At 58.7% G+C, this 25322-nt stretch carries 15 protein-coding genes and 1 pseudogene; 7 read left to right on the top strand and 9 right to left on the bottom strand.

All coding sequences use genetic code 11. The features are described from left to right. Positions 1-859 precede the first annotated feature (859 nt). Positions 860-6685 carry a carboxypeptidase regulatory-like domain-containing protein gene (locus LPW39_RS10315; RefSeq protein ID WP_230774243.1) on the top strand — a complete coding sequence of 1942 codons (5826 nt, stop codon included), beginning with the start codon at positions 860-862 and terminating at the stop codon, positions 6683-6685. Here LPW39_RS10315 and LPW39_RS10320 read toward each other — a convergent pair. Continuing rightward, entirely contained in the window at positions 6597-7421 is an 825-nt protein-coding gene (locus LPW39_RS10320; RefSeq protein WP_230774245.1) for a hypothetical protein, read from the bottom strand. The genes LPW39_RS10315 and LPW39_RS10320 overlap by 89 nt on opposite strands. Before the next feature lie 183 nt (positions 7422-7604). On the opposite strand from LPW39_RS10320, the gene LPW39_RS10325 reads away from it, so the two are divergent. From LPW39_RS10325 to LPW39_RS10340, 4 genes are all read left to right on the top strand, one after another. Further along, positions 7605-10031, top strand: a complete 2427-nt coding sequence (locus tag LPW39_RS10325) for a transglutaminase domain-containing protein (RefSeq protein WP_230774246.1) — start codon at positions 7605-7607, stop codon at positions 10029-10031. A gap of 506 nt (positions 10032-10537) precedes the next feature. Next, entirely contained in the window at positions 10538-10759 is a 222-nt protein-coding gene (locus LPW39_RS10330; RefSeq protein WP_230774248.1) for a hypothetical protein, read from the top strand. A gap of 317 nt (positions 10760-11076) precedes the next feature. Then, positions 11077-11292, top strand: coding sequence for a hypothetical protein (locus tag LPW39_RS10335; protein WP_230774249.1), 216 nt, complete (start codon positions 11077-11079; stop codon positions 11290-11292). A 165-nt stretch (positions 11293-11457) separates the two neighbouring features. After that, entirely contained in the window at positions 11458-12063 is a 606-nt protein-coding gene (locus LPW39_RS10340; protein ID WP_230774251.1) for a hypothetical protein, read from the top strand. Between the two features lie 210 nt (positions 12064-12273). On the opposite strand, the gene LPW39_RS10345 is transcribed toward LPW39_RS10340, so the two are convergent. From LPW39_RS10345 to LPW39_RS10360, 4 genes are all read right to left on the bottom strand, one after another. Continuing rightward, positions 12274-12561, bottom strand: coding sequence for a GNAT family N-acetyltransferase (locus tag LPW39_RS10345; RefSeq protein ID WP_230774252.1), 288 nt, complete (start codon positions 12559-12561; stop codon positions 12274-12276). Positions 12562-12655: 94 nt separating this feature from the next. Beyond that, positions 12656-12961: a hypothetical protein gene (locus LPW39_RS10350; protein ID WP_230774254.1), complete on the bottom strand. Its 306-nt coding sequence runs from the start codon at positions 12959-12961 to the stop codon at positions 12656-12658. Between the two features lie 42 nt (positions 12962-13003). Then, entirely contained in the window at positions 13004-13414 is a 411-nt protein-coding gene (locus LPW39_RS10355; protein ID WP_230774256.1) for a DUF2251 domain-containing protein, read from the bottom strand. A 95-nt stretch (positions 13415-13509) separates the two neighbouring features. After that, positions 13510-14346 (bottom strand): hypothetical protein, encoded by an 837-nt coding sequence (locus tag LPW39_RS10360; RefSeq protein WP_230774257.1) that lies wholly within the window; start codon positions 14344-14346, stop codon positions 13510-13512. 661 nt (positions 14347-15007) lie between these two features. Between LPW39_RS10360 and LPW39_RS10365 the strand changes: the two genes are divergently transcribed. Continuing rightward, entirely contained in the window at positions 15008-18094 is a 3087-nt protein-coding gene (locus tag LPW39_RS10365) for a DUF5979 domain-containing protein (protein WP_230774258.1), read from the top strand. A 650-nt stretch (positions 18095-18744) separates the two neighbouring features. Here the strand turns inward: LPW39_RS10365 and LPW39_RS10370 are convergent. From LPW39_RS10370 to LPW39_RS10385, 4 genes and pseudogenes are all read right to left on the bottom strand, one after another. After that, a complete protein-coding gene (locus tag LPW39_RS10370; RefSeq protein ID WP_230774260.1) occupies positions 18745-20049 on the bottom strand; it encodes an NAD(P)/FAD-dependent oxidoreductase in 1305 nt (434 codons plus the stop codon). Between the two features lie 65 nt (positions 20050-20114). Further along, positions 20115-21062 (bottom strand): dihydrodipicolinate synthase family protein, encoded by a 948-nt coding sequence (locus tag LPW39_RS10375; protein WP_230774261.1) that lies wholly within the window; start codon positions 21060-21062, stop codon positions 20115-20117. Positions 21063-21134: 72 nt separating this feature from the next. Further along, a complete protein-coding gene (locus tag LPW39_RS10380) occupies positions 21135-22061 on the bottom strand; it encodes a 4-hydroxyproline epimerase (protein ID WP_230774263.1) in 927 nt (308 codons plus the stop codon). A gap of 96 nt (positions 22062-22157) precedes the next feature. Next, a pseudogene (locus LPW39_RS10385) lies at positions 22158-23720 on the bottom strand (APC family permease); the annotation flags it as partial. A gap of 528 nt (positions 23721-24248) precedes the next feature. Here LPW39_RS10385 and LPW39_RS10390 point away from each other — a divergent pair. After that, positions 24249-25049, top strand: a complete 801-nt coding sequence (locus LPW39_RS10390; protein ID WP_230774264.1) for an AraC family transcriptional regulator — start codon at positions 24249-24251, stop codon at positions 25047-25049. Positions 25050-25322: the final 273 nt, after the last annotated feature.

Here is a 25322-nt window from a genome sequence, read left to right on the forward strand (position 1 = left end):
GATTTTCAGGCTGCTACTGATACCTACACATGGGTCTCTTGCGGAGTAACGACGCGTCGCGCTGAAATGAGACATATCGGAACCCAGAACACTTAAAAGTGCGTCTGTTTTGTATCAAGTTGTGTAAATCTGTATATATATAACTGTCGCTTTACAGGGTTTGGCGGCTTGCATTTGCTAGGAATTACTAGGACGGCCGGTAACGGCGCATGCCGGTCGTGCTTAGCAGCTGCTATCGAAAAACTGAGCTGATAGCCCAGTATAGATAGCGCTAAACAATGGTTTTGGGTGTGAGCGCATTTTTGCCCACGCAACACGGCTTAGCGGTTAATGCTTACAAGTCGCTGACAAATAACAAGAAACCCAACGTCATCGTGACGGTTACAAACACGCTAGGTGCTTTTGTAAAGCTCGTCTACATTAGCGTCCATAGTTATATCAAATGGAAACAAAATGTATATGTGGGAGCTTTGGGGAGGGCTGCAGCCGCACGCTGCATCGATACCGTACCGCTTTGCCGCGTGGCCGAAAGCCTCGCTTGCGATGTGTGGTGAGCAATCACTAGCCGTTCATAGTTTTTCGGTCCATTCCTCCAATTATTGGCTGCTGTAACGCAGTTTGAGTCTGCGCCGCGTTGGCCGACTCATCCGCCGTGGTGGCGAATCCCGAGATCAACAAACACCTGCAGATCTGAACCAGGCGTGCGTGCGCGCGTGCGCCTTTCAGTGTCTGCTGCGATTTTCATAATTAACAGAGATGGATGGTGACGACGATGGTGCCAGAGGGGGAAGCATTTTTTCGTGCGCTGAGCAGGCGTTTATCAACATGGCTGTTACTGCTGCTGCTAATGGCTGCTGGGATGACGACTGCGCGGGCCGATGGCGTGGCGCAGGCCAAAGGCTTGGCATGGTTGCAAGGGCAGGTTCTGCCATCCGGCAAACTGGCCAATAAATCGCGCTTTGGCACTGCTGCGCAGGCGCAATGCGAGGCAGCACAAACCTTGTTGCGCCTGGCAGGCAATAACAGCCAGGTAACGGCGCTGGTGAATGCCATGCCCGCCTCGGGCGATAACGTGCCCACGGAAACGCTGGCTTGCTGGCAGTCGCTCAAAACCCAGCAGGGTGTGCAGATTACCTCGCCGCTGTCGGGCCGGTTTATTGCCGATAAAGGCTATGCCACCTATCCCGATGAAATGGTGCCCGGCATCATCGACACGGCCTGGGGCTACAGCACCATGGCGACACCCGCCGCATCCACCCGCCAAGGCGTCATGCAGTGGCTGATGTCCAAGCAATCGGGCGGCATGCTCAAGGCCGGCGGCTATGCCAACCTCTACACCACTGCCGTGGTGCTGCGCGCCATCAATGCCGATGCCCTGAAGGACGCTGGCACCCTGGCCTTGGCGCAGACCTTGGCCCAGGCACTGCTGGCCAAGCAAGCGGCCTCTGGCGCCTGGGGCGAGAGCCAGATGCTCAGCGCGTTGGTGTTTGAAGCCGTACATCCCTATACTGCCTCGGCTCCGCAGGTGGCCACCCAGTTGCAAAGCTATTTGTTGGCGAGCCAAAAGTCCGATGGATCCTGGGAAGCTGACAGCTACACCACCGCCCTCGCTTTGAGGGCTTTGGCCTTGGTAGCCGTTAAGCCGGCCGACCCGGGCCAACAGGCCAACTCGGGCACTGTCATGGGCATGGTGCTCGATGGCAGCAGCAACACGCCGCTGGAGAACGCCACGGTCACGGTGACACCGGCCTCGGGAGGGGCTCCCATCTCGGTGCAGACCAATGCGCAAGGCTTGTACGAGATAGCGGTATCGCCTGCCGGCCAGGTGGGCGTTGCAGCCACCAAGGAAGGCTATAGCCTGGTGACCGGATCGGGGGTGGTGCAGGCGCGTGGAAGCTTGAGCTTCTCGCCCACGTTGACCAAGGCGATCACGGTGACCCCGCCCGCCAACCCGGACCCTGCGGTGACGACGGTGATGGTGCAGGGTACGGTGACCCAAGCGGCCAATGGCGCGCCCATTGCGGGGGTGACGGTGACGGTCAAGAACACGGCCGCAGGAACGAGCTACAAGGCGAGCACGAATGCCGCAGGCCAGTACAGTATTGCCAGCGTGGCAGCGGGTGCTGTTGTTCTTTCTGCTGACAAAGCGGGCTGGATCAGTGCATCGGGCACGGCCAATCTGCCTGCCGGCAGCACGGGCGTGTTCTCGCCTGCGCTGATCGATGCGAGCTCTGCCAGCGCCACGTCTGTGCCGGTGAGCGGCCAGGTCATCGATGCGGCGACCAAGGCGCCGCTGGCGGGCGTGTCCATCACCATCCAGGGACCGTCATCGCAGACAACGGGTTTGTCTGGGGCTGATGGCCAGTTCACGATGACGGCTCCCATTGGCGCCATCACCTTGAACTACGCGTTGGCGGGCTACGGCAGCATCAGCCAGTCGGGTACCTCCAGCATTGGCTCGCGCCTGGATGCCGGCACTATCGAGATGTCTGCGGCGCGCCAAACCAGCATCTTGCACGGCTTGGTGACCGATACATCGGGCGCAGCGATTGCCAATGCGACGGTGGCGGTGGGTGCGAACAGTGCGCTGACCAATGGGGCAGGTGCTTACGTGCTCGATGGGCTGACAGGCACCGCCTGGGATGTGCAGGTGTCTGCCAACGGCTTCCAGTCGCGCATCTACCAACTGACGATTGCCGAGCCCGGCGATATTACGCAGGACTTTGTGATCCCGGCCTCGGCAGGGGTGGGCTTTCTGGATCTTGCCGATCTGGTGGTGGTGCCCACGACCACGGGTTTGAACAAGCCCGTCAAGGCGAGCGTCAAGCTGAAGAACAACTCGGCAGCGGCATCGACCACCAGCATCGTGCTGGAGATCCAGGGCCCCGCTGGTGATGTGGTGGCCACCTTGTCTGCGCTGGATGCGGCGGCCATTCCGCTGGGTGATGCCACGCTGAATCCCGGTGAAGCGCTGGAGGTGTTTTTTGAGTGGAACACCGCCAGCCACGCCGCCGGCCGGTATGCCGTGATTGCCAAGCTGGTCGAGCCGGGCTCGCGCGGCAAGGACAACCCCACGGGTGTGGTCACCGGCAGCTTGCGCACCGCGCTGGACATCACGCCCCAGGCCGCATTCTCCGGCTCGGCCAATGCAGAGCCGCCCGTGGTGCAGGCGGGTGCCAACACACCGGTGGCCTTCAGCGCGTTGGTGAAGAACGCCGGCAATGTGGTACTGCCCGCATCGGGCTACCTGCTCAAGGTGGTGGATGCCACCACCGGTGCGCTGGTGTACCAGACAACGGCCCAGGCCCCCAGCATTGCGCTAGGTGGTCTGCAGGAGATCAGCTTTGGCACCTGGATGCCAGACCAGGCCGCCAGCCTGAAGGTGGAGGTGACCGCCGGCATAGCGCCGGGCGCCGCGATCCAGTCCAGCCTGTATGTGGGTGATATGGCCCAGGCTAAGTTCACGGTCGACAAGCCGGTGGTACCACCGGGCGACCAGACGGTCAAAGGCAAGATCAAGATCACCGGGCTGGACATGGCATCGGGCAGCAGCACCGACCCCTTGGCGCCGGTGATCCGCGAAGCGGTGACCAAGGCGGTGCGCTATGGGGATGACTACGCTTACAAGCACCACGTGAGTGACCTCAAGTGCTTTGCCTGCCATGTGCAAACCCAGGCCGTAGTGGGCGGCGAGAAGAACCTGCGCTTTGTGCAGCCGCTCGATCAAAACAAGCGCAACGAGCTGATGAATGCCATCTTGCAACAGGTGCGTGCGGACGGCAAAGTCAATTACTCGGGCGATACCTACATCCGCACCACCACCACCCTGGGCCTGTGGGCGACCAAGGAGTGGCACAATCCGCAAGAGATTGCATCGAGCAACCGCAAGCTGGCCGAAGCCATTGTCTCCATCTCCAACAACGGCGAATGGAATCCGGACTACGGTGGCCACTGGTGGGGATCGACCGGGCAATCGACCGGCATCAATGTGGCCAGTCTGGTGGACTACAGCACGCTGCTGAACAAGCACGGCCCGGGCACTGACAAAACCAATAAACCTGTGAGCATTGCAGGCCTCAGCACCGGTGACCAGCGCTTGGCCGTGGCGGCCAACGGCCAAGTTTATGTGGGGGACAAGGGCAGGCAAACCGTGTATGCGGTGGATATGGCCTCGGCCCAGGCGACACCGGTGGCGACGGGTTTGCCGATCCAGAACCTGCGCGTGCTGGCCAATGGCAAATTGCTGATCGCCACCACCTCGGGCGTCTACCTGTCGGACACTGTGGGCGCGCCGGTCCGGATCAGCAGCCAGGCCAGCACGGATGCGATTGCGCTGGCGGGTGGGGGCTACCTGCTCAAGGCTTACGGGCAGACCAAGCTCTTCAAGCTCGATGACGCGGGCAACCTGTCGGAGTTCCTCAGCAGCAACCTGCTCGAATCGACGGGTGGGCAGCTTGAGCAGGAACCTGATGGCGCCATCCTGGTGACCCACCCTGGGCAGAACCGCGTGCTGCGGTTTGAGCTGGACGGCAGCTTCAGAGACACGCCTGCGGCGTTTACCAATGGCGTGCCCTATCAACTAGTGCGGTTTGGCGACAAGGGCTATCTGCTGAGCACCAGCAACGGGCTGTATTGGTACAACGAGAACTGGATCGTCGAGCGCTTGAGCTTTGCTGCCCTCAACTCCGCTATTGCCTTGCCGGATGGCTCCGTGATGTGGAGCAACAGCTCCAGCGTCAATCGCATGAGTTTCACAACAGCGGATGGTTCGGACGTCGCTGCCAAAATTGATGCGACCTTGGCGAAGTCAGCCACCAAGCTGGTGGCAGGTTCCATCTTTACGGCATCGAACAATGCGGATATTGCGTTCCGGGTGATGGGCCTGTCCAAGCTGCGCGAATACTACCAAGGCAGCGCACGCGCTGGCGAGTTTGACACGCTGATCTACGACATTGCGCAGACCTTGTGGAGCCGCCAGAACAGCGATGGCGGCTGGGGCAATACGACGGGCTACACCACCAGCGACCCGGTGGCCACGGCCATCGTCGGTGTGGCGCTGGACTTTACCAACCCCTCGCGCAGCGACCCGAGGCTGCGGCGTGCCATCCAGTACGTGCTGAACCAGCAACGCGCCGATGGCTCGTGGCTGAGTACGCAGGGGCTGGGCGGATCGCTGCTGTCCTCGACCTGGATTGAGATCTGGCTGCCCACCATGCTGGACCGCCTGGGTGCGCTGGATGCCGATCTGGTGGTGGACTTTGCCGCCAATGCGGTACCCACCAACCTGCAGCCGGCGCCGACCAAGACGCTACCGCAGGCCGATGGCTCCACGCAGTACCTGTGGTCGTTCACCGGCATTACCGAGACGGGCCGCGAGGTGAACTTTGACTTGGCGCTGGCCAATATGGCGATTGAAGAAGTGCGCCCCGCCGCGCAGATCGCCAGCCTGAAGTTCCAGAACAGCTTTGTGGTGGGCGAGGTGGTGTCGCCCATCGTGGTGCCGCGCATTGCCGCCAATGCCAACATCAGCATCCAGGCGTTGACGGACAAGCCGGTGTACACCAGCCAGGAGAGCGCAGTCTTCTCCGGCCCGGTCAGCAATGGCGGCGTGGCTGCGCGCGATGCACAAGTGCGCTTTACCGTGCTCGACAGCCAGGGTGACCCGGTGGCGACCCTGCCACTGCCGGCCGCCGTGAGCGTGGCGGTGGGGCAGACCGAGCAGGTGAGCAGCAACTGGCCGGTATCGGGTGTGCTGGCGGGCGACTATGTGCTGCTGGCGGAGCTGGTCACCGCAGATGGGGTGGTCTACGGCAGCGCCACGGCTCCCTTCAAGGTGGTGGGCGGCCCGGGCCCTAGCAATGCCACCAAGATCAGCACCGACAAGGCCGAGTACCTGGTGGGCCAGGCGACGCAGATCACCTCACGTGCGGGCAACACCTCATCGAACGTGGTGCAGCAAAACCTGCGCGCAGAAACGGTGGTGCAGCAGTTGGCAAGCAGCAAGCGCGTGCTGGTGGCCAAGGCCGCCACCTCGTTCCAGCAGATGGAGGCCATCACGCAACTGGTGCCCGCCGGATCGCGTGAGTTTGGCTACACCTTGCCGGCCGGACAGCTGGGCGCGGGCACCTACCAGGCGCAGCTGAAGCTGTACGACAGCGCGGGCAATCTGCTGTCTGAAAGCACGACGGGCTTCCAGGTCAAGGCGGCAGCCGCTTGTGTGCCCGGTGCGGCCGGCGCCATCACGGCCACGCCCAGCACGGCCAACATCGGCGACAGCGTTGCGCTGGGCTTCAAGCTGGACAACCCCGGCGCAGCGCTGGGCAGTGGCGCAGTCACCTTGCGTGTGGTCAACCCCGACAGCGGCGCGCTGCTGATGGAGGCACCCACTCCGAATGTGTCGATAGCAGCTTCTGGCCAGTGGAGCCAGACCTACCGCTGGACCGTACCGCAAGGCGCGCCTGCCAATGTGCTGGTAATTGCGAGCTTGGGCACGGCGGGCTGCGAGGAGGCCGTGGCCACAGCGGCCTTGAAGATTGGCAACGGCGGCAATGGCACTGGCACCGGAACAGAAACCGGCAACGCCAAAAAGGTGCCAGTCAATGGCCCTGTTGGATTGCTGCTGCTGAGTGCCGCACTGGCCTGCTTGGCCGCTGCGGGCCTGCGACGCCGGCAAGCGGGCCGCTGACCACCACCACAACGGGCCCATACACCAAGGTATGGGCCCGCACATGACAACGACAAAAAACGAGAGAGAGAACGACATGGCGATCGTTATTACCAACAGCCAGATGGCAGCTGCAGCGGATGATGTGGCAACCGATGCCGTGATGCGCGGCTTCAAAAAAATAGTGCGACCGGTGGCCCATGTGGTGGCAGCAGCCCATATCGCCTTGGCGCTGCAACCGCTCAGTGCCATCGCCCAGGAAAAAGGCCAGCCCGCTTACAACCCCATGGCGCAAAGCCAAATGCAGCGCCTGCAGGCCTGGGATGCCAAACTGAAGGCGGCCAACTACCAGGCCCAAAAAATGGAGCAGGCCGGCTCGCAGCGTTTGCAAGCGCTGATCGTGCAAGCGGGCGAGCAAACCCGGGACTTGCAGGTGCAGCAGGCGCTGGCACAGCCGCAGCAAAAGAAAGCAGGCCCAGCACCCATCTACAACGCCAAGACGACCCCAGAATCGCTGCGAGACACGCTCGTTGCTATCCAGGACGAGAGCGGTACTGCGCGTGAGGACCTGCGCAGCATGCGCGCTGAGTTGGTGCAGAAGGGCCTGGGTGGCGAGATATTGGCCCGCCATGATGCGGCGGCTGCCGAGTTTGAGCTGAAGGTGCAAAAGCTGGATGCGCTGGCTGCGCGCTTGCTGGGCAACAACGGCGGCCTGGCCGCCAAGTCTGCCGCCTCCATCAACAGCGCTGATCTGCAAGCGCTGGGCGCACTGCTCGCGCAAGGCGCGCCGCAGAAAAAAATTACCACCAGCCCAGAGCTGCCCTGGCGCACCCCCACCCCCACCAAGCGTGAGCCATCGCAAACGCGCCAGGAGTGGAGCCAGCAACTGGGCCTGCAAGCGGGCCTGCCAGCGGGCCAGGCCGCGCTGCAGTCTGCACCAGTGACCAAGGTCACCACCGTGGGCGGCGTGCAATTTACCGTGCCACCCAGCGCCGACCAAGCGCCCAGCGATGCAGACCTGGGCGAGACCGACGAGATCGTGCTGACCGCTGCGATCAAGGCCAAGGCCGCCGAGCTGGGCAAGAACCCGGTGGCCATCCAGAACTGGGTGCGCAACCACATCGAATGGGTGCCCACCTGGGGTGCCATCCAGACGGCCGACACGGTGCTGGGCAGTGGCCGGGGCAATGCCTTTGACATTGCCAGCCTGACCATTGCACTGCTGCGCGCGAGCAATATCCCCGCCCGCTACCAGCTGGGCACCATTGAGCTGCCCGTGGCCCAGACCATGAACTGGGTGGGCGGTGCCCAGGTGCCCGCGGCTGCGCAGCAGCTGCTGGCCCAGGGTGGCATTGCCAACACCGGCATCATCATGAACGGCAAGATTGCCTCCATCCGCATGGAGCACGTCTGGGCCAGCGCCTACGTCAACTATGCGGCCAGCAAAGGCGCCATCGATGGCGGCGCCGATGCCAGCCCACCGCAGCACCCCAACATCAACGCCCATGCCAATGGCTGGCTGCCGCTGGATGCCAGCTACAAGCAATACCAATACGCCCCGGGCATGAACCTGCAACAGGCGGTACCGCTGGATGCCAAGGCGCTATTGGACAGTGCCCAGTTGGGTGCCACCGTCAACGAAGCCGAAGGTTGGGTGCAGAACCTGAACCAGGCTGCCGTGCAAAACCAGATGCAGCAGTACCAGGCCCAACTGCAAAGCTACATCAACAGCCAGAACGCGGGCGCCACCGTGGGCGACGTGGTCGGCAAAAAAATCATTGCTGAGCGCATGCCCGCGACCCTGAGCGGCCAGCTGCCCTACACCGTGGTGACGGAAAACCCCGCCACCAGCCGCATCCCTGCCAGCCTGCAGCACCAGTTCCAGTACAGCCTGATGGACCATTGGGGCGATCAGATCCTGAGCTACACCGCCAAGGTCAGCCAACTCGTAGGCAAGCGCATCACGCTGAGCTACGTACCTGCCGACAAAGCAACCGAGGACCTGATTGCGAGCTACTTGCCCAAGCCCCATGCTGATGGCATCCCCATCCAGCCAAGCGAGCTGCCCACCAGCCTGCCGGGTTACCTGATCCGCCTGAACCCACAAATCAATGTGGACGGACAAGTTGCTGCGCAAAGCAGCATGGCGCTGACGATGGGCACCGATCTGCAAGGCCAGGGCGGCTTTACGCAATACAGCAACCCCACTCAGTGGGACCTGACGCCGGATGCCAGCCATGTGGTGGGGCAGGCGACTGCGATTGGCATTAGCGCGGGGGGGATCAATGCTAAGCAGCTGGAGGTGCTGAAGGCGCGGTTGGAGACCACCAAGGCGAAGATTCAGGCCAACAGCGCAGCGGCTCTGACAGGTGAGCAAATCAGCGGAGATCTATTGACGGCGGTGATTTGGAGCTGGTTTGTTGAAGCCGAAAATCACAATCGCCTTGGCCAGCGTGAAGCGGGCGTGGTTGAAACACCGGGCCTGAGTTACGGACTGTTCCACGCAGCAGCCAGCCCGGTGTACAGCTGGGGCGTGGTGCGACAAGTTAAATTCCCTGGGGTGAATCTGGATATCGGTCATATCCGCAACTTGACTTGGGCCAAGGACAATGACCAAAGCAAATGGGTGAGCTATAACCGGATGCGCGGTCAATATATGAGCGCGCTTGAGCATGCGGTGCCAGAGCGATTCTTCGGCGACCCATTGCAATGCAATCCGGCCGGTACAACAACACTTGTGGCTGGCCTGTCCGAATGCCCGCAAGGGATTTCCGCCATTAAAGCCATCGGCTTAGCTACGGCCCAGGGGCAAAAGATATATACCATTACCGCTAAGGTCTATCAAAACAACCCGAATCTTGTGAGCGAGGCACTTGCAGCGCACAGCCAAGAGACTAAAAATAGGGTACAGAGCGCTTTGAATACAGGTATGCAGGTCACCATTCATCAAACACCTATTGTGGAAAATGGTTGGAAAGGTGCAGGTATTATCAGCATCGATCCTCAAACAGGTGCTGGCGCTTACACAATCGAAGGGGGAAGTAATGGTGGTGTTTTACTTATTTTCGGCGCGATCGTATTTGCTATAGGTATATATGGTACAGCCGTCGCGCTTGCGCCTGCTTTGATATTGGTTGCGGCAGGAATATTCTTTATGTTTGCGGCTGCAACCATATTTCAGAGTTCAAGCCCGAACGCTGAGGAAGATGGATGTAACTTTTTTACCACTGCCGGAGTCAACTTGTTAGCGCTCGCATTGGGACTTCTTATAACTGGGACAATTGGAATTGTGCTGGGTGTGATAGCTGCCCTTTTGCTGTCCTTGCCTAGCACAAGTCGAGGGGTAGGTAATCTATGCGCAAGATAGTAATTTTCTCTCTTTGCTTGATTAATATGGTTTTAATTGGGCTAACTTTTTCAAAAAATACCGAGATAGTCTTTGCTTTTGATAGATATTTCTACATTTGCTATATGGTGTCGGCTGTGTCGTTTGTCGCTCTGTTATTTTTGCAATTGCAGAAACTTTCTTTAATCGTAATTTTTTTACTTAACTGCTTCTTGTTGAGTCGATTAACAAGAATTCTTGATGAACGTGATGTAATAATTGGATTGTCAATTGTGTTATTTACGTTCATTGCGGCTTGGGGTTTATCACGTTTTAAAAAATAAATTGCCGGTTTAAATGTTATGTCGAAAAATGCAAAACCCTAGATTTATTCTGTGTTCGCATTCTTTTAATGCGCTGTTGAAGCGGTAGAGCAGTCTAAGGGTCTGCTTGATCGGAGATCTCAATGTATAGATTTTTGCAATACTTATTCCGTTGATAATATTTTTCTTGGAGTATGCGCTTGCCGCTTCATTTGATCGGTGTTGGTGTTTTCAGCTTTGAATATATTCCTGTCATGGGCTTTCGTCCCGCTGCTGGCTTTGTTTGAGCTGAAATCGCTTAAAAAGATTGATGAGAATAAGCTAAAGTATTTTCTTCTGAATGGTGCAAGCTTCCCTTTCTTCTCTGTCGGAGTTGTTGCTGGTTTCTTTTATTACTCTGATAACTATATGGAACAAAAAGCACAACAAGTTCAGGAGTTTGCATGAGAGGTAGATGTGAAAATTGCGGAGGGTTCCTATTCTGGAAGGCGATTTTTAGTGCTATGGAGAAATGCTGCAACTGTGGTGCGCATTTGAAAAAATCAAAGCTTGATAATTGTCTTTACTTGCTTCCTATTTCTGTATTCCCTGTTAAGGTTTGGATCGCGGATCCTTTGTTTGCTGATGTTTTTTTCAAAAACGTAGCATTGACCATATATCTGCTTGTTTCCTTTGTTTTTGTTTTGTTGTTCAGATGGTGGTTTGGTTATCAGGTGCGTAATTAAGATTGCTCATTAATCAGGCTCGATGCTAAAAAAGTTCTGATGAAAAAATTCTTGTTGATAACCCCAGTATTGATTTTGCTCGTAGTGCAGGGGCTTGAGCATAAATACTATGGCGCAGCACTATTCTCATTTTTGGCTTCTGTAGCTTGTGTGGCTAATCTGACATCCATTGCGAAAGCTGCAAATGAAAATAGAGGCAAGATCGTTGCTGCATTGGTTTTGATGTCGCTGGCCTTGTTCTACTTTCGGCTGTAATGGTTTTCTTTGTGAGGGTTGTTGCTATGAAAGTGCAAACCAAAAAGTGGTTGTTTTTCGTTGTCTGGGTGTTGCTTTGTATCCCTGGCGTGATGCATCTGATGCAGTATTTTTCAATGTGACGATGCAGGCTTCAGAGAAATAACGACGTGAGCATAATTTTTAATGAATCGCCCAGTCATGGTAAGTAGCTATCCATTGATAAAAATAAATTTAAACCAAAGGTGTGTTGGGCACATTACCTTGCCTGGGATCGTGGTGCACCATTCCGACCTTATGGGCATCGCAGGATTTTTTAGAAAGATATCAGCCGCGCAACAGGAATACCGTTTTCTGAGATTTCCCGCAGGTGCTGGTAGCGATGCACGTTATTTGTGCATTCAATCTTGGCGAAGTGATGATATGGATCAGGCATTCTCCGATATCCAGATGACGGCGTTTTATGCCACAACGCCTTTTGCAGGATTCTCATCCGATCTTGTCTTTGGCCCGCGCTCAGAAGACCCCTTTTTGTACTTGCCTGTTTTGGGTATTTTGGAAGAAGGCTGGCCTATCTCCATGCACAAGAACGGAAGCCATAGAACGATCATGCGGGCACGCAAAGGAATGGCATATATCGCAGCGCCGCGTCATATTTTTTATATGATGGCGCTTATCTTGGAGGGCTTTGCCAAGCGAGAGGGTGTGCAGACATTGCGCTTTGAGCAATCTGCAGCGGGCGGTGGTGTTGGAATGCCCAGCTATGAGCTGGAATTCCAGAAAGCAATATAGCGCTGCTTTTATATTTGGTTATGCAAGCGATCTTTTGCCAAGAGTCAGATGCCTAGCTACATGGATAAGGCAATTTTTTAGATGCCCTTTTTTGGTAAGGGCTGAGGACAGCTCAGCGGATAGCCATTGGGGCTGCAGTCCGTGCAGTCTGGGCTATCCGCTATGGGTATGTAGGGCAGAGAGTCGTAATGCGCTCTTGCCCTAGCCGTATCAGGACAGCACGTCGCGCAGCGACGCATCCTTGGCGAACTGGGCCTTGGCAAAGGGGCACAGTGGCAGCACCTTGGTGTGGGTCTCGCGGGCCCAGGCGACCAGCGCACCCAGCAACTGGCGACCGGCGCCTTCGCCGCGCAGTGAATCGTCCACTTCCGTGTGGTCGATGATGATCATCGTGGCATTGGTGCGGCTGTAGGTCATTTCGGCCACGCGTGCGGCATCGCGGTTGATAAAGAACGCGCCTTTGGAATCGGCTTCTTCGTGTTGGACGGTGTAGGGCATGCGGGCCTTTGGCTGAACAAAACCCCAAGAATAAGGGATCGCGGTAGTCGTCGGGTGACAGGTGGCTTGGCTTGGGGCGCCGGTTCAGGAGGCTTCAGACCGCCTGGTCGTCATCTTCATCGTCGTCCTCGGGCGGGTTCTCGGCCCGCTCCCAGGTGCCGCCCACTTCCTGGCGCCAAGCACTCACCAATGGCAGGTCTGCGATTTGTTCCAAGGTCTGGTCGCGTTCATAGATACAAGCCATGCAGACCAGCAAGGCATCGCCGGGCTCGTCGGTGGTGGCATCCAGAAACTGCCAAGCCCCATCGGCATCATGCGAGACCATCAACACTGGCAGATGCTCGCGTACCACTTTGGTCGTAGAAAAGCTGGCGGTGTTGTGCGCATCGGCAAAGGCCAATGCGCAAACTGGTGGCTGTGCATGCGGCTGCGCCTTTCGGTATCAGGCTTCGGTGGCAAACAGCTCGACGGCATCGTCGGACCAGTCATGGCCGCTCCAGCCGGAATCTGCATCGGGCGGCGGGAAGGCGGTACGGCAGTAGCCCTGCTTGGCCGCAAAATCAAACACGGCATGCGGGTAGCCATTGATCAGCAGGACGACCTTGCTGCCATCGGTGGACCAGCCAATCGTCACCTCGGAGGGCAGGTGCTTGTCCGAGACATCGGCCACGTTGTAGATGTGCAGCGCGTTCTGGATGGGTTGTTCGGCATTCGCAAAATCCAGCGCGTAGAAGTAGGCGGTGTCGCCATCGTCTTCGAATACTGCGGCATAGCTGCCTTCAGGGGCGTTGCCTTGGATGGGCTCGGCGGCGCCGATCTGGATGGTGTCCTGGGCAGTGACGACGATGGGCATGAACAGTCCTTGTCATGAATGAGAGGGAAGCCGTGGCGGCCAGCAAGGGCCCAGCATAAACCGGCTTGGTGGCAGCGCTGGGTAGGCCAAGCTTGTTATCGCGTGCCGCGGATATGGGCGATCACTTCGCGCAAGGTGGTGGCATCGGGCACCCACCAGTCGGCCAGGGCGCCCAGGGCCACGGCGCAGACCAGGGCGCCGAGCAGCGGCTTCCAGGTCAGTCGCACGGCAGAGGCCAGCCAGCCTGCGCGCTCCACCTGCACCAGCGCGCGGGCGGTCATCATCGAAAAGGCCAGTTCCACCGCCACAGTCAGCAGCACATCCACGCCAAAGTACAGCCATAGCAGCGCGCCAAAGCCAAAAAAGGCGAGCAGCAAACCGGCAAATACCGCCAGGATTGGCACGAGGACGATGCCCTCATCGCCGCCGCCGATATCGACCACATCGAGGGCATCGGTCCAGGAGTTGGAGACGTTGGATGCAGCAGATGACACGTCTCCATCCGCCCAATCCCCAGATGCCCCGCCACCACCGAAATCACCGCCGCCGCCCGACGGCCCATCGGGCACGCCCTTGCCCACATGCAGATCGGGCACTGGGTCCATGCCATCAACCCGGGCGTCCTCGCGCTTGCGCGCATAGGCATTGCGCACCAGGTAGGCGGCCCACAGCCGCAGCGCCAGCAGGTAGACCGCATAGCCCACGCCCAGGCTGATGGCGTAGCGCAGCGCCATCGAGTGGACCCCGGAATGGAGCAGCGCTGCCGTGACCGCCCACATGACCAGCAAGACCAGCAGCCCCATGCACAGGCCATGCAGGCGCAGCCAGTGCTTTTTTTGCAGCGCGGATGCCATGTGCTGGGGCATGCGCAGCGATGTCCAGCTGGACTTGCGCTTGCGCAGCGCGGAGCGGTTTTGGGGTGCTGGGGCCAAGGCTGAGGGGCGGGGATTGGGATCGGGAGCAGTGTAGCAGTGCGGGTTTGGCTGCTGGTTGGGCGGCGGCTGGCACCTTGGCGCAGTTGCTTGGAGTGGCTGGGTCCGCCTACCGTTCATGCCCTTTGCGTCGGCGCACCGCCCAGTGCAGGGCCGTAGCAATACGGAGTGTGAGAAGCGAGCACCCGCGCATAGCGGTCCTGTACCAGGTACGCCGCCGCGTTGCGTTCATCGCCCTGACCGTGGAGACAGTTCAGTAGCTCGCGGCGCATCGGTCCATTCTGGTGGGTCTGCAATGTTTTGTAACTTTTGCTTGCGCTTTGAGGTGCTTTTACTTTGTCGCGTATGCGACTTCTGAGGCTGCTGGTGCAGCACGTTTCCAAAGGCCCGCAAACCGTGCTTGAGAGTCGATAACGCGCTTTCTATGCCTTTAAGCGGCGCTGAATAAGCCTTCCTCAGTAACCCCATTCCTCTTGTTTTTTGACTCAGGATTTCCCTGCAATAACACCGTATGGTTGAACAAAGAAACATTTGTTCACGATATTTGCATAAGAGCACATATGTTCATACATTCGATAAATATTTATTTTTTATGAATGAATGCTCTCGGCCTCGATCTCTGAAAGCCGCGTAGCACTCAATACCTGCAAGGAGTGAAGATATGGCAAAGAAGTATTTCAGCAGCCTTCTCCGAAGGTTAGGGGCGGCAACGGCTTTGTTGCCGTTGTCGGTCGTGGCCTGGGGACAGACGGCAGATCTGCAGATTGTGAAAGCCGGCCCCGCATCGGCGAATGGAGGGGGTGCATTTACATACACCCTCGTTCTGGACAATAACGGGCCAAGTGGGGCCAATGGGGCCAGTTTTATCGACACCTTGCCGCAAGGTGTCGTGAATGTTGCGGCCAGCTGTGTCGCCGCCATCAACGGGGCCACTTGCCCTGCCAGTATCGCTGCTAATAACAGCTCTGTGTCTGGCACCCTTCCCAGTTTTCCCCACCTTGGCAAAGTCACCATTGCCGTCACGGGAAACTTTGCGGTATCCGGTTTGAGCTCGCTCACCAATACGGCAACCATCACCCCGCCTGCGGGCATCGTCGACGACAAACCGGAGTCCAATACGAGCTCGGTCAGTACGGCGATGAACTATGGCGCCGACTTGGTAGTCACGAAATCGCAGAGCACCGACAGCTTTGTATCTGGCCAGTTGGTGACCTACGTGATGACGCTGACCAACAATGGCCCTGCAGCGGCCGATGGCGTTCGGATGGAGGACTTTCCCTATGGCAACGGTGGCACTGCTGCGGCGCGCGCGAATGCCACTTATATCTTTGCGGGTTGCACACCTGCCAATGGGGCGGTGTGCCCAGACAATGCTGCATTCCGAAATTACAGCGGCGAGGTGCGCAGTGCAGGCTACTTGTTCGACACCATAGTGCCTAGCTTGCCATCGGGCGGCTCCATCACCATCACGTACACGATGGTCGCCACCGCTCCCTCGCTGTGCGGGTTGGCATCGGGGCCACTTCAGAATGTGTTTCAGACCCGGGCGCTTCCATTTGGGGTGACTGATCCAGACCCGTTCAACAACAGGGCGGAAGTGGAGCAGGCCATGCCTGCCACGTCGGCCTGCCCGCAGACCGACATCCAGGTGACCAAGGAGCAGAGCACCGACGACTTTGTCCCGGGTCAGCCCGTCACCTACACCATGACCTTGACCAACAGCGGCCTCACGGATGCCAGTGGTACGTTGATGGAAGATTTTCCTTACGCCAACGGTGGCACGGCGGCCACCAGTGTCAGTGCGGCTTACAGCTTTGTCGGTTGTGTTGGTGCGAATGGCGCTGTATGCCCGGCCCCCAATGAATTCCGCAATTACACGGGTTTGGTTGGCGGCGCGGGTTATCTATTCAATACAACGGTACCTGTTCTGCCCCCGGGGGGCTCGATCACGATCACCTACACCATGGTGGCGAACGCGCCCACCCAATGCGGTTTGAGGGCAGGGCCACTGCAGAACGTGTTCCAGATCCGTGGATTGCCCGTGGGTGTGGGTGATTCCGATCCATCGAACGACCGGGCTGAAGTGGAGCAACTGGTCCCCGCCACAGCCGCCTGTCCGCAGGCCGACCTGGTTGCCACCAAGACGCAGAGCTCCGACACGTTTGTCGCGGGTCAAACAGTCACCTACAACATCACGCTTACCAACAGTGGCCCCGATGCAGCCGACGGGGCCTCCATCTTGGATTACCCCTATGCATATGCTGCGGGGGTGAACATGAACGCCACCTACACCTTTGCTGGTTGTACTGCTGCCAATGGCGCGGTCTGCCCGGACAATGGGGTGTTCCAAAACTACACCGGCCAGGTCGGTGGGGCGAGCTATTTGTTCAATACGAACGTGCCCACGCTGCCATCGGGTGGCTCCATCACCATCAGCTACACGATGGTGGCCAACCTGACCTCTGCCTGCACCTCCGCCAACGGAACTATCCAAAACACCTTCCGTGCGGCTGCGCCCGTCGGTGTCACTGATCCTGATCCCTACAACAACGAGGCACTGGTGGAGCAGCAGTTTGTTTGTGCCGATATTTCCACCAACAAGACCGTGGCTCCGGTTTCGGTCAAGAGTGGCGATGCGGTTACCTACACCGTCAGCGTGGTCAACGCAGGGCCTGCCGATGTCAGCAATGTTGCGTTTTCCGATCCATTGCCCGCAGGCTTTGTGTATGGCAGTGCCAGCTGTGCGGTAGAGCTGGCACCAGGCTCCTGTGGCCCGGTCAACTACGACAGTGCCTCGCGAACCGTGAGCAGCACCATTGCGGCGATTGGTGATGGTGGCCAGGTGCGATTCACGATTGTGGGGTCCGCCGGCATCATTCCAGGAACCTATCCCAACATTGCGTACGCCGCTGCACCTTCTGGTGTTGTGGATCCGGTGGCCTCGTCCAACAGCAGCTCGGTCAATCTCCAGATCTTCAACACCAGCGCACCGGTGACGGTCAGCAAAGTCATCACGGGTCTGTCGCCCAGTGGCTTGCCCGCGCCGCTCACGTTTACCGGCACCGTGACCTGCGGCGCACAAGCGCCGCAAATCTGGTCGGCCACCGTGGCTGCAGGCAGCAGCAGTGCCAGCAGTGCTGCGCTGAGCTTCTACGATGGTGATGCCTGCACGGTGACCGAAAACCCGCCGCCCGCAGCGCCTGCCGGTTATGTCTGGACGGGAACTCCGGCGATCAGCCCCAGCCCCACCGCAACGCTGGCGTCTGCGCCCGTAGCCGTCAGCGTGACCAATGCGCTGCAGCGGCAGACCAGTAGCCTGGATCTGAGCCAGCTGTTCAGCGGCCCGGCAGATGCGGTTGCACAGGTGAGTGGCGTATTCAGCTTCTCGTTGAACTGCGGCGTTGACGGTACGTTCTCGCTTTCCATTACCGTGACCCATGGCGCAAGCCTGCCAGCTGCCATCAACAGCCTGCCCGCTGTGGCCAGTTGCACTGCCACTGCGACGGGGACCATACCAGCAGCTCCTAACGGGTTCGTGTGGGATGCGTCGAGCTTCCAAAACAATCCAGCGGTAACCATTGCCAATGGCGTGGTGAGCATTGTGGTTACCACCCCGTTGAGGGCTAACACGGGCAATGTGGGCGGCGCCGTCAAGGCAGTACCGGCCCTCGGCAATGCGATGTTGTTGCTGGTGGGCCTGCTGATGGTTGCCTTCGCGGCCGTGAATGGCAGGAGCCGCAAGCACTGACCCGCCTGGCATTGCGCTAGCGATGAAAACGCCCGGTGAAGCCGGGCGTTTTCATCAGATCCAGCGATTGTATTTATGTGCCGCTGCTGACAGGCCATCGCAGGATGGGCGGACTGTACGCCACGAGCGCGCGGTTGAGGGGACGCTGAGCCATGGTGGGGCTTAGGCTGTGGCGCCGGCTCGCTCATTGCTGGCGCCGCTGTCTTGGCCAAATCCTCCATAACCCAGTAGAACCCTGAAGGACTAATCGCTTGGGTGGGAGGCTTCTCCAGCTCTGCCGCAATGCGCTTGACCGCATCCGGGTCGCCGCTGGAGAGCTTGAGCAGCTGCTGCATGGCCTTCGGGTCAGAGATGTCGGCATATAAGCTGATGCCGAGCTCCTCCAGGTGGCGCAGAACCGTTCCCAATCAGACAGTGTCCTTGCCATATTCCAGATTGCACGTCGTCTGTTTGCTGATGCCAACGCTGCCGGAGAGGTCATCCAACCGAATACCCGAGGCTTTGCGCAGGGCTCGGATGGCGTGGCGAAGGTCTGACACACCGTCTTCTGGGTGGCATGTCGTACCTGTTGTGGAAGGGGAAGCGATTTGCATTTAATTGGTCCCGCTGAACGGGTTGGCTGTACAGGGCAGCTGCACGATGGAATCAGGCTACAGCCACGGCTTTCTAAACCGGTCAAGCCGGTAAGCTGAAAGATCGGGAAGGGCCTGTGAGGCGATAGAGGCCATAGGCCGAACTGCCAGCTGAGCGATCCATTCGGCCGTGATGGCCGCCTGGGTCAAGCCCAGATGCTGGTGTCCAAAGGCGAGCAGTACGCGCCCATCACATACCTGATCAATGACGGGCAGCGAGTCGGGCAATGATGGCCGCAAACCCATCCAGGTGGTTGCATCCCGCGCGTCCAAGTCCTGGCGGAAAAGGCCCTGGCTTAAGCGGTGTAGTTGCCAGGCACGATCCATGCGGGGAGGGCGATGCAGGCCTGCAAACTCAACGGTGCCGGCGAGCCGCAGTCCTCCCTGCATGGGGGTCATGATGAACTTGCGCTCCAGCGATGTCACCGGAAACGGCAGCCGCCCGTGCTCGTGGGGCAACATCAGGTGGTAGCCGCGTTCGGTATCCAACGGTACAGATATGCCGGTCAGTTGGGAGACGAGCGCTGCAGAGTGGGCGCCACAGGCGATCAGCACGCGCCGGGCATTCAGCGGCCCTTGGCTGGTGATAAGCACTGCCCCCTTCTCATTTAGGCGGCCATGGCGCACCTGCTGTTGGACAAAGCGCACGCCGCAGGCCTTGGCTGCCTCGGCCAGGCGGCAGACCACCAAGTGGGGGTCAATGAAGTGCCCGGTCTTCGGAAAATAGATCCCTCCCAGAAGGTGATCACTCAGTGCTGGTGCGGCATCCTGGAGCGCATGTGCTGACCAGAGGTCGGCATCTACCCCTTGCTGCAGCCAGCGCTTGCGCAGTGTTTCGAGAGGAGTGTGGGTCTCCCTTCGCTCGTATACCAGCAGCGAGCCACGGGCCTGGAGCAGTTCTCCACACCCCATGGATGCCAGCGTGCGCTCCCAGGCGCCTAGGCTGGCTTCGTTGAGCGTGCGCAGGCCTGCCACCGTACGCTGAAACGGCGCGCTGCGCAGATTCAGCAGCAACCGCGTGAACCAGGGCAATGCACGGGGGAGGTATTTCCAATCTAAACGCAATGGGCCCATCGGGTTGATGAGCATGGCGGGTATCTGCTTCAGGATGGACAGGTCGGCGATGGGACTGACCTGCTCGGTGGCCAGATGTCCGGCATTGCCGTAGGACGCGCCATGGCCAGGTTCCTGCGCATCAATGACTGTCACGCGCAGGCCTTGCCTTGCCAGTGCCAGTGCGCATGAGGTTCCGATGATGCCCGCGCCAACCACGACGATATCGGCATCGTCAGATGGGGCTTCTGTATGCGAGGAATCAGACATGCAATCTCCTGTAAAGGCAGGACAGCGGCCACCGACTTTTACCTGGAGTCGGCAGCCTCGCGGTGTTAGCCCAGGCCATGCTCGGCGGACCAATCGGCATACCAGGCATGAAACAGCGCGTACTGTTGCTCCGCGTAGCGCCGCTGTGCGTCACTGAGCACATCGCTCTCATTGAAGTGCAGGGTGTATTCTTTGTCGCCGTTGAGCACCATCAAGTGCTTGTAATAGAGCACGAGGTCGCAGCCTTCATCGAAAGACGAGAGCACGGCCAGTGCTGATTCCAGCTCCCGCGCCAGACGACGGGCCTTGGCATCTCCCCGCGCCGCCTGTTGGCTCAAGGCGACCAGTTGCAGCACTTCACGGGGCAGGGCATTGCCGATGCCGGTGATGGCGCCAGTGGCATGGCAGTTGACAAAGCCATGAACGACCTGGGTGTCGACACCGGCCATGAGGGTGATGCCCTCCTCTTTGGAGGTAATGTTCTCCGCCGCGTAGCGCATATCTGCTGCGCCACCGAACTCTTTGAAGCCGATCAGGTTCGGAAACGCGCGGCGCAGCTCGAAGAACAGGTCAGCGCGGGTGGCAAAGCCATAGTAGGGGCTGTTGTAGATCACCGCTGGCAAATGGGGGGCGGCGTTGAGAATGGCGGAAAAATGCGCCTTTTGGGCAGCGCTGGAGCTGCCACGTGAGAGCACACGCGGGATCACCATCAATCCATGGGCGCCGACATGGGCCGCATGGGCAGCATGAGAGACGGCCTCGCAGGTGTTGATGGCACCGGTGCCGACAATGGTTGGGATGCCGGCTGCCACCAGGCGGGCAACGCCTTCCTGGCGCTGACTTTCAGAAAGCAGCGGCCAATCGCCCATGGAGCCGCAGTACACGACGGCACGCATTCCCAGGTCCACCAAGGCACGGGCCTTGGCGACCAGGGCCTGAAAGTCGGGCTTGCGTTCGGGGGTGCAGGGGGTCATCAGTGCAGGGATGCAGCCGGTGAAGATGTTGTCGCTCATGGTCGTTCCTTGGGGTGGTTTTAAGGGAGCAAAGGAGATACAGGCGAGGCTTTCAACGCGTGCTTACGCCTCTCAGATGCCCCATGCAAAAGGGTCCTGCTCGTCGATCAGCAGGGAGCTGTCGGCCGTCATGAAGGCGCGACCGGTGATGTAGGGGCGAATGCGCTCGCCCTCTTGCTGATAGCTGGCGAAAAACTGGCTGCCAGTGATGCTGGCCTGTACCCAGCGCTCGCCAGCCGCGAGCTGGCCATCGGCCGCAAGGCATGCCAGCTTGGCACTGGTGCCAGTGCCGCAGGGCGAGCGGTCGTATGCCTTGCCCGGGCACATGACGAAGTTGCGGCTGTCGGCCTGGTCGTCATCGGCAAACAGCTCAACATGGTCGATCAGCGCACCATCTTCACCACGGATGCCAGCCGCTTCCAGCGCTTGGAGTAACGCCCAGGTGAAGTGGGTCAGGCTGTCAACATGCTCCAGCTGCAGTTCCTGCCCGTGCTCAGACACCAGATAGAACCAGTTGCCGCCCCAGGCAATATCTCCAACCACGCGGCCATGGCCGGGTAGATCCACCGCAACCTGGCGGCGGTAGCGATAGGCGGGCACATTGCAGACGGTCACCAACCCATTGCTGTGCAAAGTGGCGCTGACCGGGCCAACGGGTGTGTCGATCTTATGTACACCCGGCTCGATCAGTCCCAGGTAGTGCAGTGAAGCTACCAGGCCGATGGTGCCGTGCCCGCACATGCCGAGATAGCCGGCATTGTTGAAGAAGACCACGCCGCAGATGGCATCTGGCGATACCGGTGCGCAGTACAAGGCACCGACCAGCACGTCGTTGCCGCGTGGCTCTAGCAGGCAGGCGCGGCGCCAGTGGTCGTGTTTCTCTCGCAGCTCATCACGCTTTTCCGCCATGGATGACCCGGCTAGATCGGGAAACCCCTTCATGACCAGACGTGTGGGCTCGCCACCAGTGTGAGAGTCGATGGTGTGTAGTTGAATCATGGAGCACTTCCTGGGAACCTGGACAGGTGTTTAGGTGGACGACTGGGGCGCTGTGTGCACGCCGCTTAGGTGGTTGTCGGCGACGGTTTCGCTTTCGTCATCGCCCTCCAGGCGGATCAGATGTGCGGGTATGCCGGTGGCTGCGCCCCAGTGGTAGATACCGAGCGCACATGCCGCCACGGTCAGCGTATCGAAAGGATGGGCAAGCACGCCCAGACCGCCAACGCTGCCCAGCTTGGAGAGCACGATGGTGATGCCGTAGAAACCGATCAGCCAAGCAGATGAACGCACCTGCTGGAACAGGCTGAGCTGCACAGTGGGAACGAAGCGGCCGCACAGAACGTACACTGCAAACATCAGAATCTGCAGGCCCAGCAGCCAGGACACCGTATTCCAGCCCGACCAGTACACGATGAGCGCAGCGATGACGAAGGACATAGGGCCAAGCACACCCATCCACCGCACGCGGAATGGACGCGGCATGCCCGGTGCATTGCGGCGCAGTGCAGCGACGGTCACCGGGGCTACGGCATAGCTCAGCACCAGCGCTGCGGAAACCACATTGATCAGCGCCTCCCAGGATGGAAAGGGCAAGGTCCAGAACACCGACAAGGCGAACGTCAGCCAAAGCGCCGGACGTGGAATGCCGGACTTGGCATCGATATGGGTAAAGACTTTGAAAAAGGTACCGGTCTGCGCCCAGCCATAGATGACGCGTGGGGTGGCATTCATGTAGATGTTGCCGCAGCCGCTGGGGGAGATCACTGCATCAGCGACCACCAGGTACGCCAGCCAGCCAACTCCCAGCAGCAACGCAATGTCACGATAAGGCAGCGAAAGCTCCTTGGAGATGCCAGCCCAGCCGTTGGCCAGCATGTCAGTGGGCACGCTCCCGAGAAAAGCCACTTGCAGCAGCACATAGATCGCGGTGGACAGCAGTACCGAGAGAATGAGCGCGACCGGGATAGTGCGCTGCGGGTTTTTGACCTCGCTGGCCACCGAGATGATGGGCGTCAGCCCGAGATAGGCAAAAATAATGCCGCCAGCGGAGACTGCCATCTCGATGCCAGAAAGACCGAAAGGGGCAAATCCCTGGACCTGGAAATTTTCTGGTTTAAAGAAAGTGAACAAAACGCCGATGACCAGCAGTGGCACGATGAACTTGAACACGCTGACGAGGTTGTTCGCTTTGGCAAAGGTCTTGACGCTGCGGTAGTTCAGCACGAAAAAGAGGCACAGCAGGGCAAACTGCGTGAGCCAGCCTGCGATGGTGGGGTTGCTGGAGCCCGCCTGCGTCAACCCGGGGAACCAGGCTGCCGCGTACTGGCGCGCAGCCACGACCTCGATCGCGACCAAGCTGGAGAAGGCGATCAGCGTGATGAATCCCATCATGTAACCGAGTAAGGGGCCATGCGAATACACCGGGTAGCGCACCACACCTCCAGCGCGTGGCAGTGCTGCCCCCAGCTCGCAGTAAACGATGCCCAGCAGCAGTACGGCGAACCCGCCCAGCAGCCAGGAGAAGATGCCTGCTGGCCCGGCGATGGCCGAGACATGGCTGGCCGCGAAGAGCCAGCCCGAACCGAATATGGCACCCAAACCGATGAAGGTCAGATCGGTCAGCGACAGCTGTTTCTTGAATTTTCCGTTTCCCGGCATGGTGTCTCCTTCTGTGATTCGCGTTTGAGCAAGGTGGGATTGCGATGGACAGTTCTTTGCAGAACCGTCGCTCCATGGGATTGAATGCGGATTTACCAAGGCTGTACTCAGACATTGGCAGGGAGTTTGTGCGGCTTATTGGTATTTGTGTTTGCTGATGCTTGTGAAGTGGCTTTTGCTATAAAAAAGCAGAATTAGTTTATTTGAAGCTCCAATAGTTTTTAAGCCCTAAAAATATTTGAAAATTTCCAACAAACCAGCGTTCTATTCAAGCTAAACTAGTATTAACCCTGAAGATGCGGTGACGCTGTGGTCCCTGAATTATTCTGTGGGCGGGCTCAAAATTGCTTGATGGTTTTGCATCTGAAGTTTGACGAAATTGGCATAGTCCGCAAATGGAGCGAGTAGATGTCTTCGCATGGAAATCCTTGTTCAGAATGGGTTTGGGGCTGATTTGCGCATTGACCTGGCGTGCGTAGTTTGCGCATAATTTCGCTCACGGCATGCAGCCGAGAACGAGAGCCCATAATGCAGAACATCACGACTATGTTGAATATGGAAGCCATGCCGCATCGGCTGGAAAATATCGAGCAGATGGTTGGGAATATGCTGCCATTTTTGCCAGTCTTGGATGCGGTGCCGAATGCAGCCATATTCATCAAAGATATGCATGCACGTTATTTGCTGGCCAATCGCAGTTTGGTGCAGCGCTGTGGTCTCAAACAATTGACCCGGTTAATAGGTAAAACCAGCGCAGAGGTTTTTCCCACCCAGATGGGGCCCGGGTACACCCAGCAGGACGCCCGTGTTCTGACCCAAGGGGTCATACTCGACAATCAGCTTGAATTGCATCTTTTCAGCAGCCGAGAGCCCGGTTGGTGTCTGACGTCGAAAAGACCGGTTCGTAACCACCACAACGAGATCATCGGCCTGATGGGGATTTCGGTTGATTTGCCATCAGCCAGCGGCGCGCATCCGGCCTACCAGCGGTTGGTCGCCGTTGATGCGCACATCCGCAAGCATTTCAGTGATGCGGTGACCATGAAAGAGCTGACAGCGATTGCTGGCATGTCCGTTGCGCAACTGGAACGCTATTGCAAGCGCGTGTTCCACCTGACACCGCGACAGATGATCCACAAAGCCCGCTTGGAGCACGCGCATCGGCTGTTGAACACGGCATTGCCGATCACAGACATTGCGCTGCAGTGCGGCTACACCGACCACAGTGCATTTACGCGGCAATTCAAACTGCTCACAGGGCACACACCGCGCCAATACCGGGAAACCTGCGGGCACAACGGAGCTGCGCTGCCCGAGGCCGGGGATTGACGTGACTGAACGGGCAGTGCAATGACAGCCTAGCCATCCGAATAGCTGCCTTGACGGACGGTTGCTGACCCGACCGACGCGATCTTGCTCTGCTGCTTGTGCCCCGGTCATCACTAGGTCCGTAGGCGATCTAGGCCGCGCTTCGTCCGGAGGAGATCTAAGTCAACTGAATCGGGACATACCAAAAGCAGTAGGCTTCATTTTGATAAAGCAAGGTTTAGTTAGATGATGCCCTATAGGGAAGCATGTAGCCATTATTTGCTTTATCAAAAT

The sequence above is a fragment of the Comamonas koreensis genome, assembly GCF_021026195.1.
GTDB lineage: Bacteria > Pseudomonadota > Gammaproteobacteria > Burkholderiales > Burkholderiaceae_C > Comamonas > Comamonas koreensis.

What these genes read in the sequence shown, in the direction of transcription:
- LPW39_RS10355 (WP_230774256.1), bottom strand. Translation starts at nt 13,414, where the DNA reads ATGCCCATCGTCGTCACTGCCCAGGACACCATCCAGATCGGCGCCGCC.
- LPW39_RS10370 (WP_230774260.1), bottom strand. Translation starts at nt 20,049, where the DNA reads ATGTCTGATTCCTCGCATACAGAAGCCCCATCTGACGATGCCGATATC.
- LPW39_RS10340 (WP_230774251.1), top strand. Translation starts at nt 11,458, where the DNA reads ATGAATCGCCCAGTCATGGTAAGTAGCTATCCATTGATAAAAATAAAT.
- LPW39_RS10390 (WP_230774264.1), top strand. Translation starts at nt 24,249, where the DNA reads ATGCAGAACATCACGACTATGTTGAATATGGAAGCCATGCCGCATCGG.
- LPW39_RS10335 (WP_230774249.1), top strand. Translation starts at nt 11,077, where the DNA reads ATGAAAAAATTCTTGTTGATAACCCCAGTATTGATTTTGCTCGTAGTG.
- LPW39_RS10365 (WP_230774258.1), top strand. Translation starts at nt 15,008, where the DNA reads ATGGCAAAGAAGTATTTCAGCAGCCTTCTCCGAAGGTTAGGGGCGGCA.
- LPW39_RS10380 (WP_230774263.1), bottom strand. Translation starts at nt 22,061, where the DNA reads ATGATTCAACTACACACCATCGACTCTCACACTGGTGGCGAGCCCACA.
- LPW39_RS10345 (WP_230774252.1), bottom strand. Translation starts at nt 12,561, where the DNA reads ATGCCCTACACCGTCCAACACGAAGAAGCCGATTCCAAAGGCGCGTTC.
- LPW39_RS10375 (WP_230774261.1), bottom strand. Translation starts at nt 21,062, where the DNA reads ATGAGCGACAACATCTTCACCGGCTGCATCCCTGCACTGATGACCCCC.
- LPW39_RS10315 (WP_230774243.1), top strand. Translation starts at nt 860, where the DNA reads ATGACGACTGCGCGGGCCGATGGCGTGGCGCAGGCCAAAGGCTTGGCA.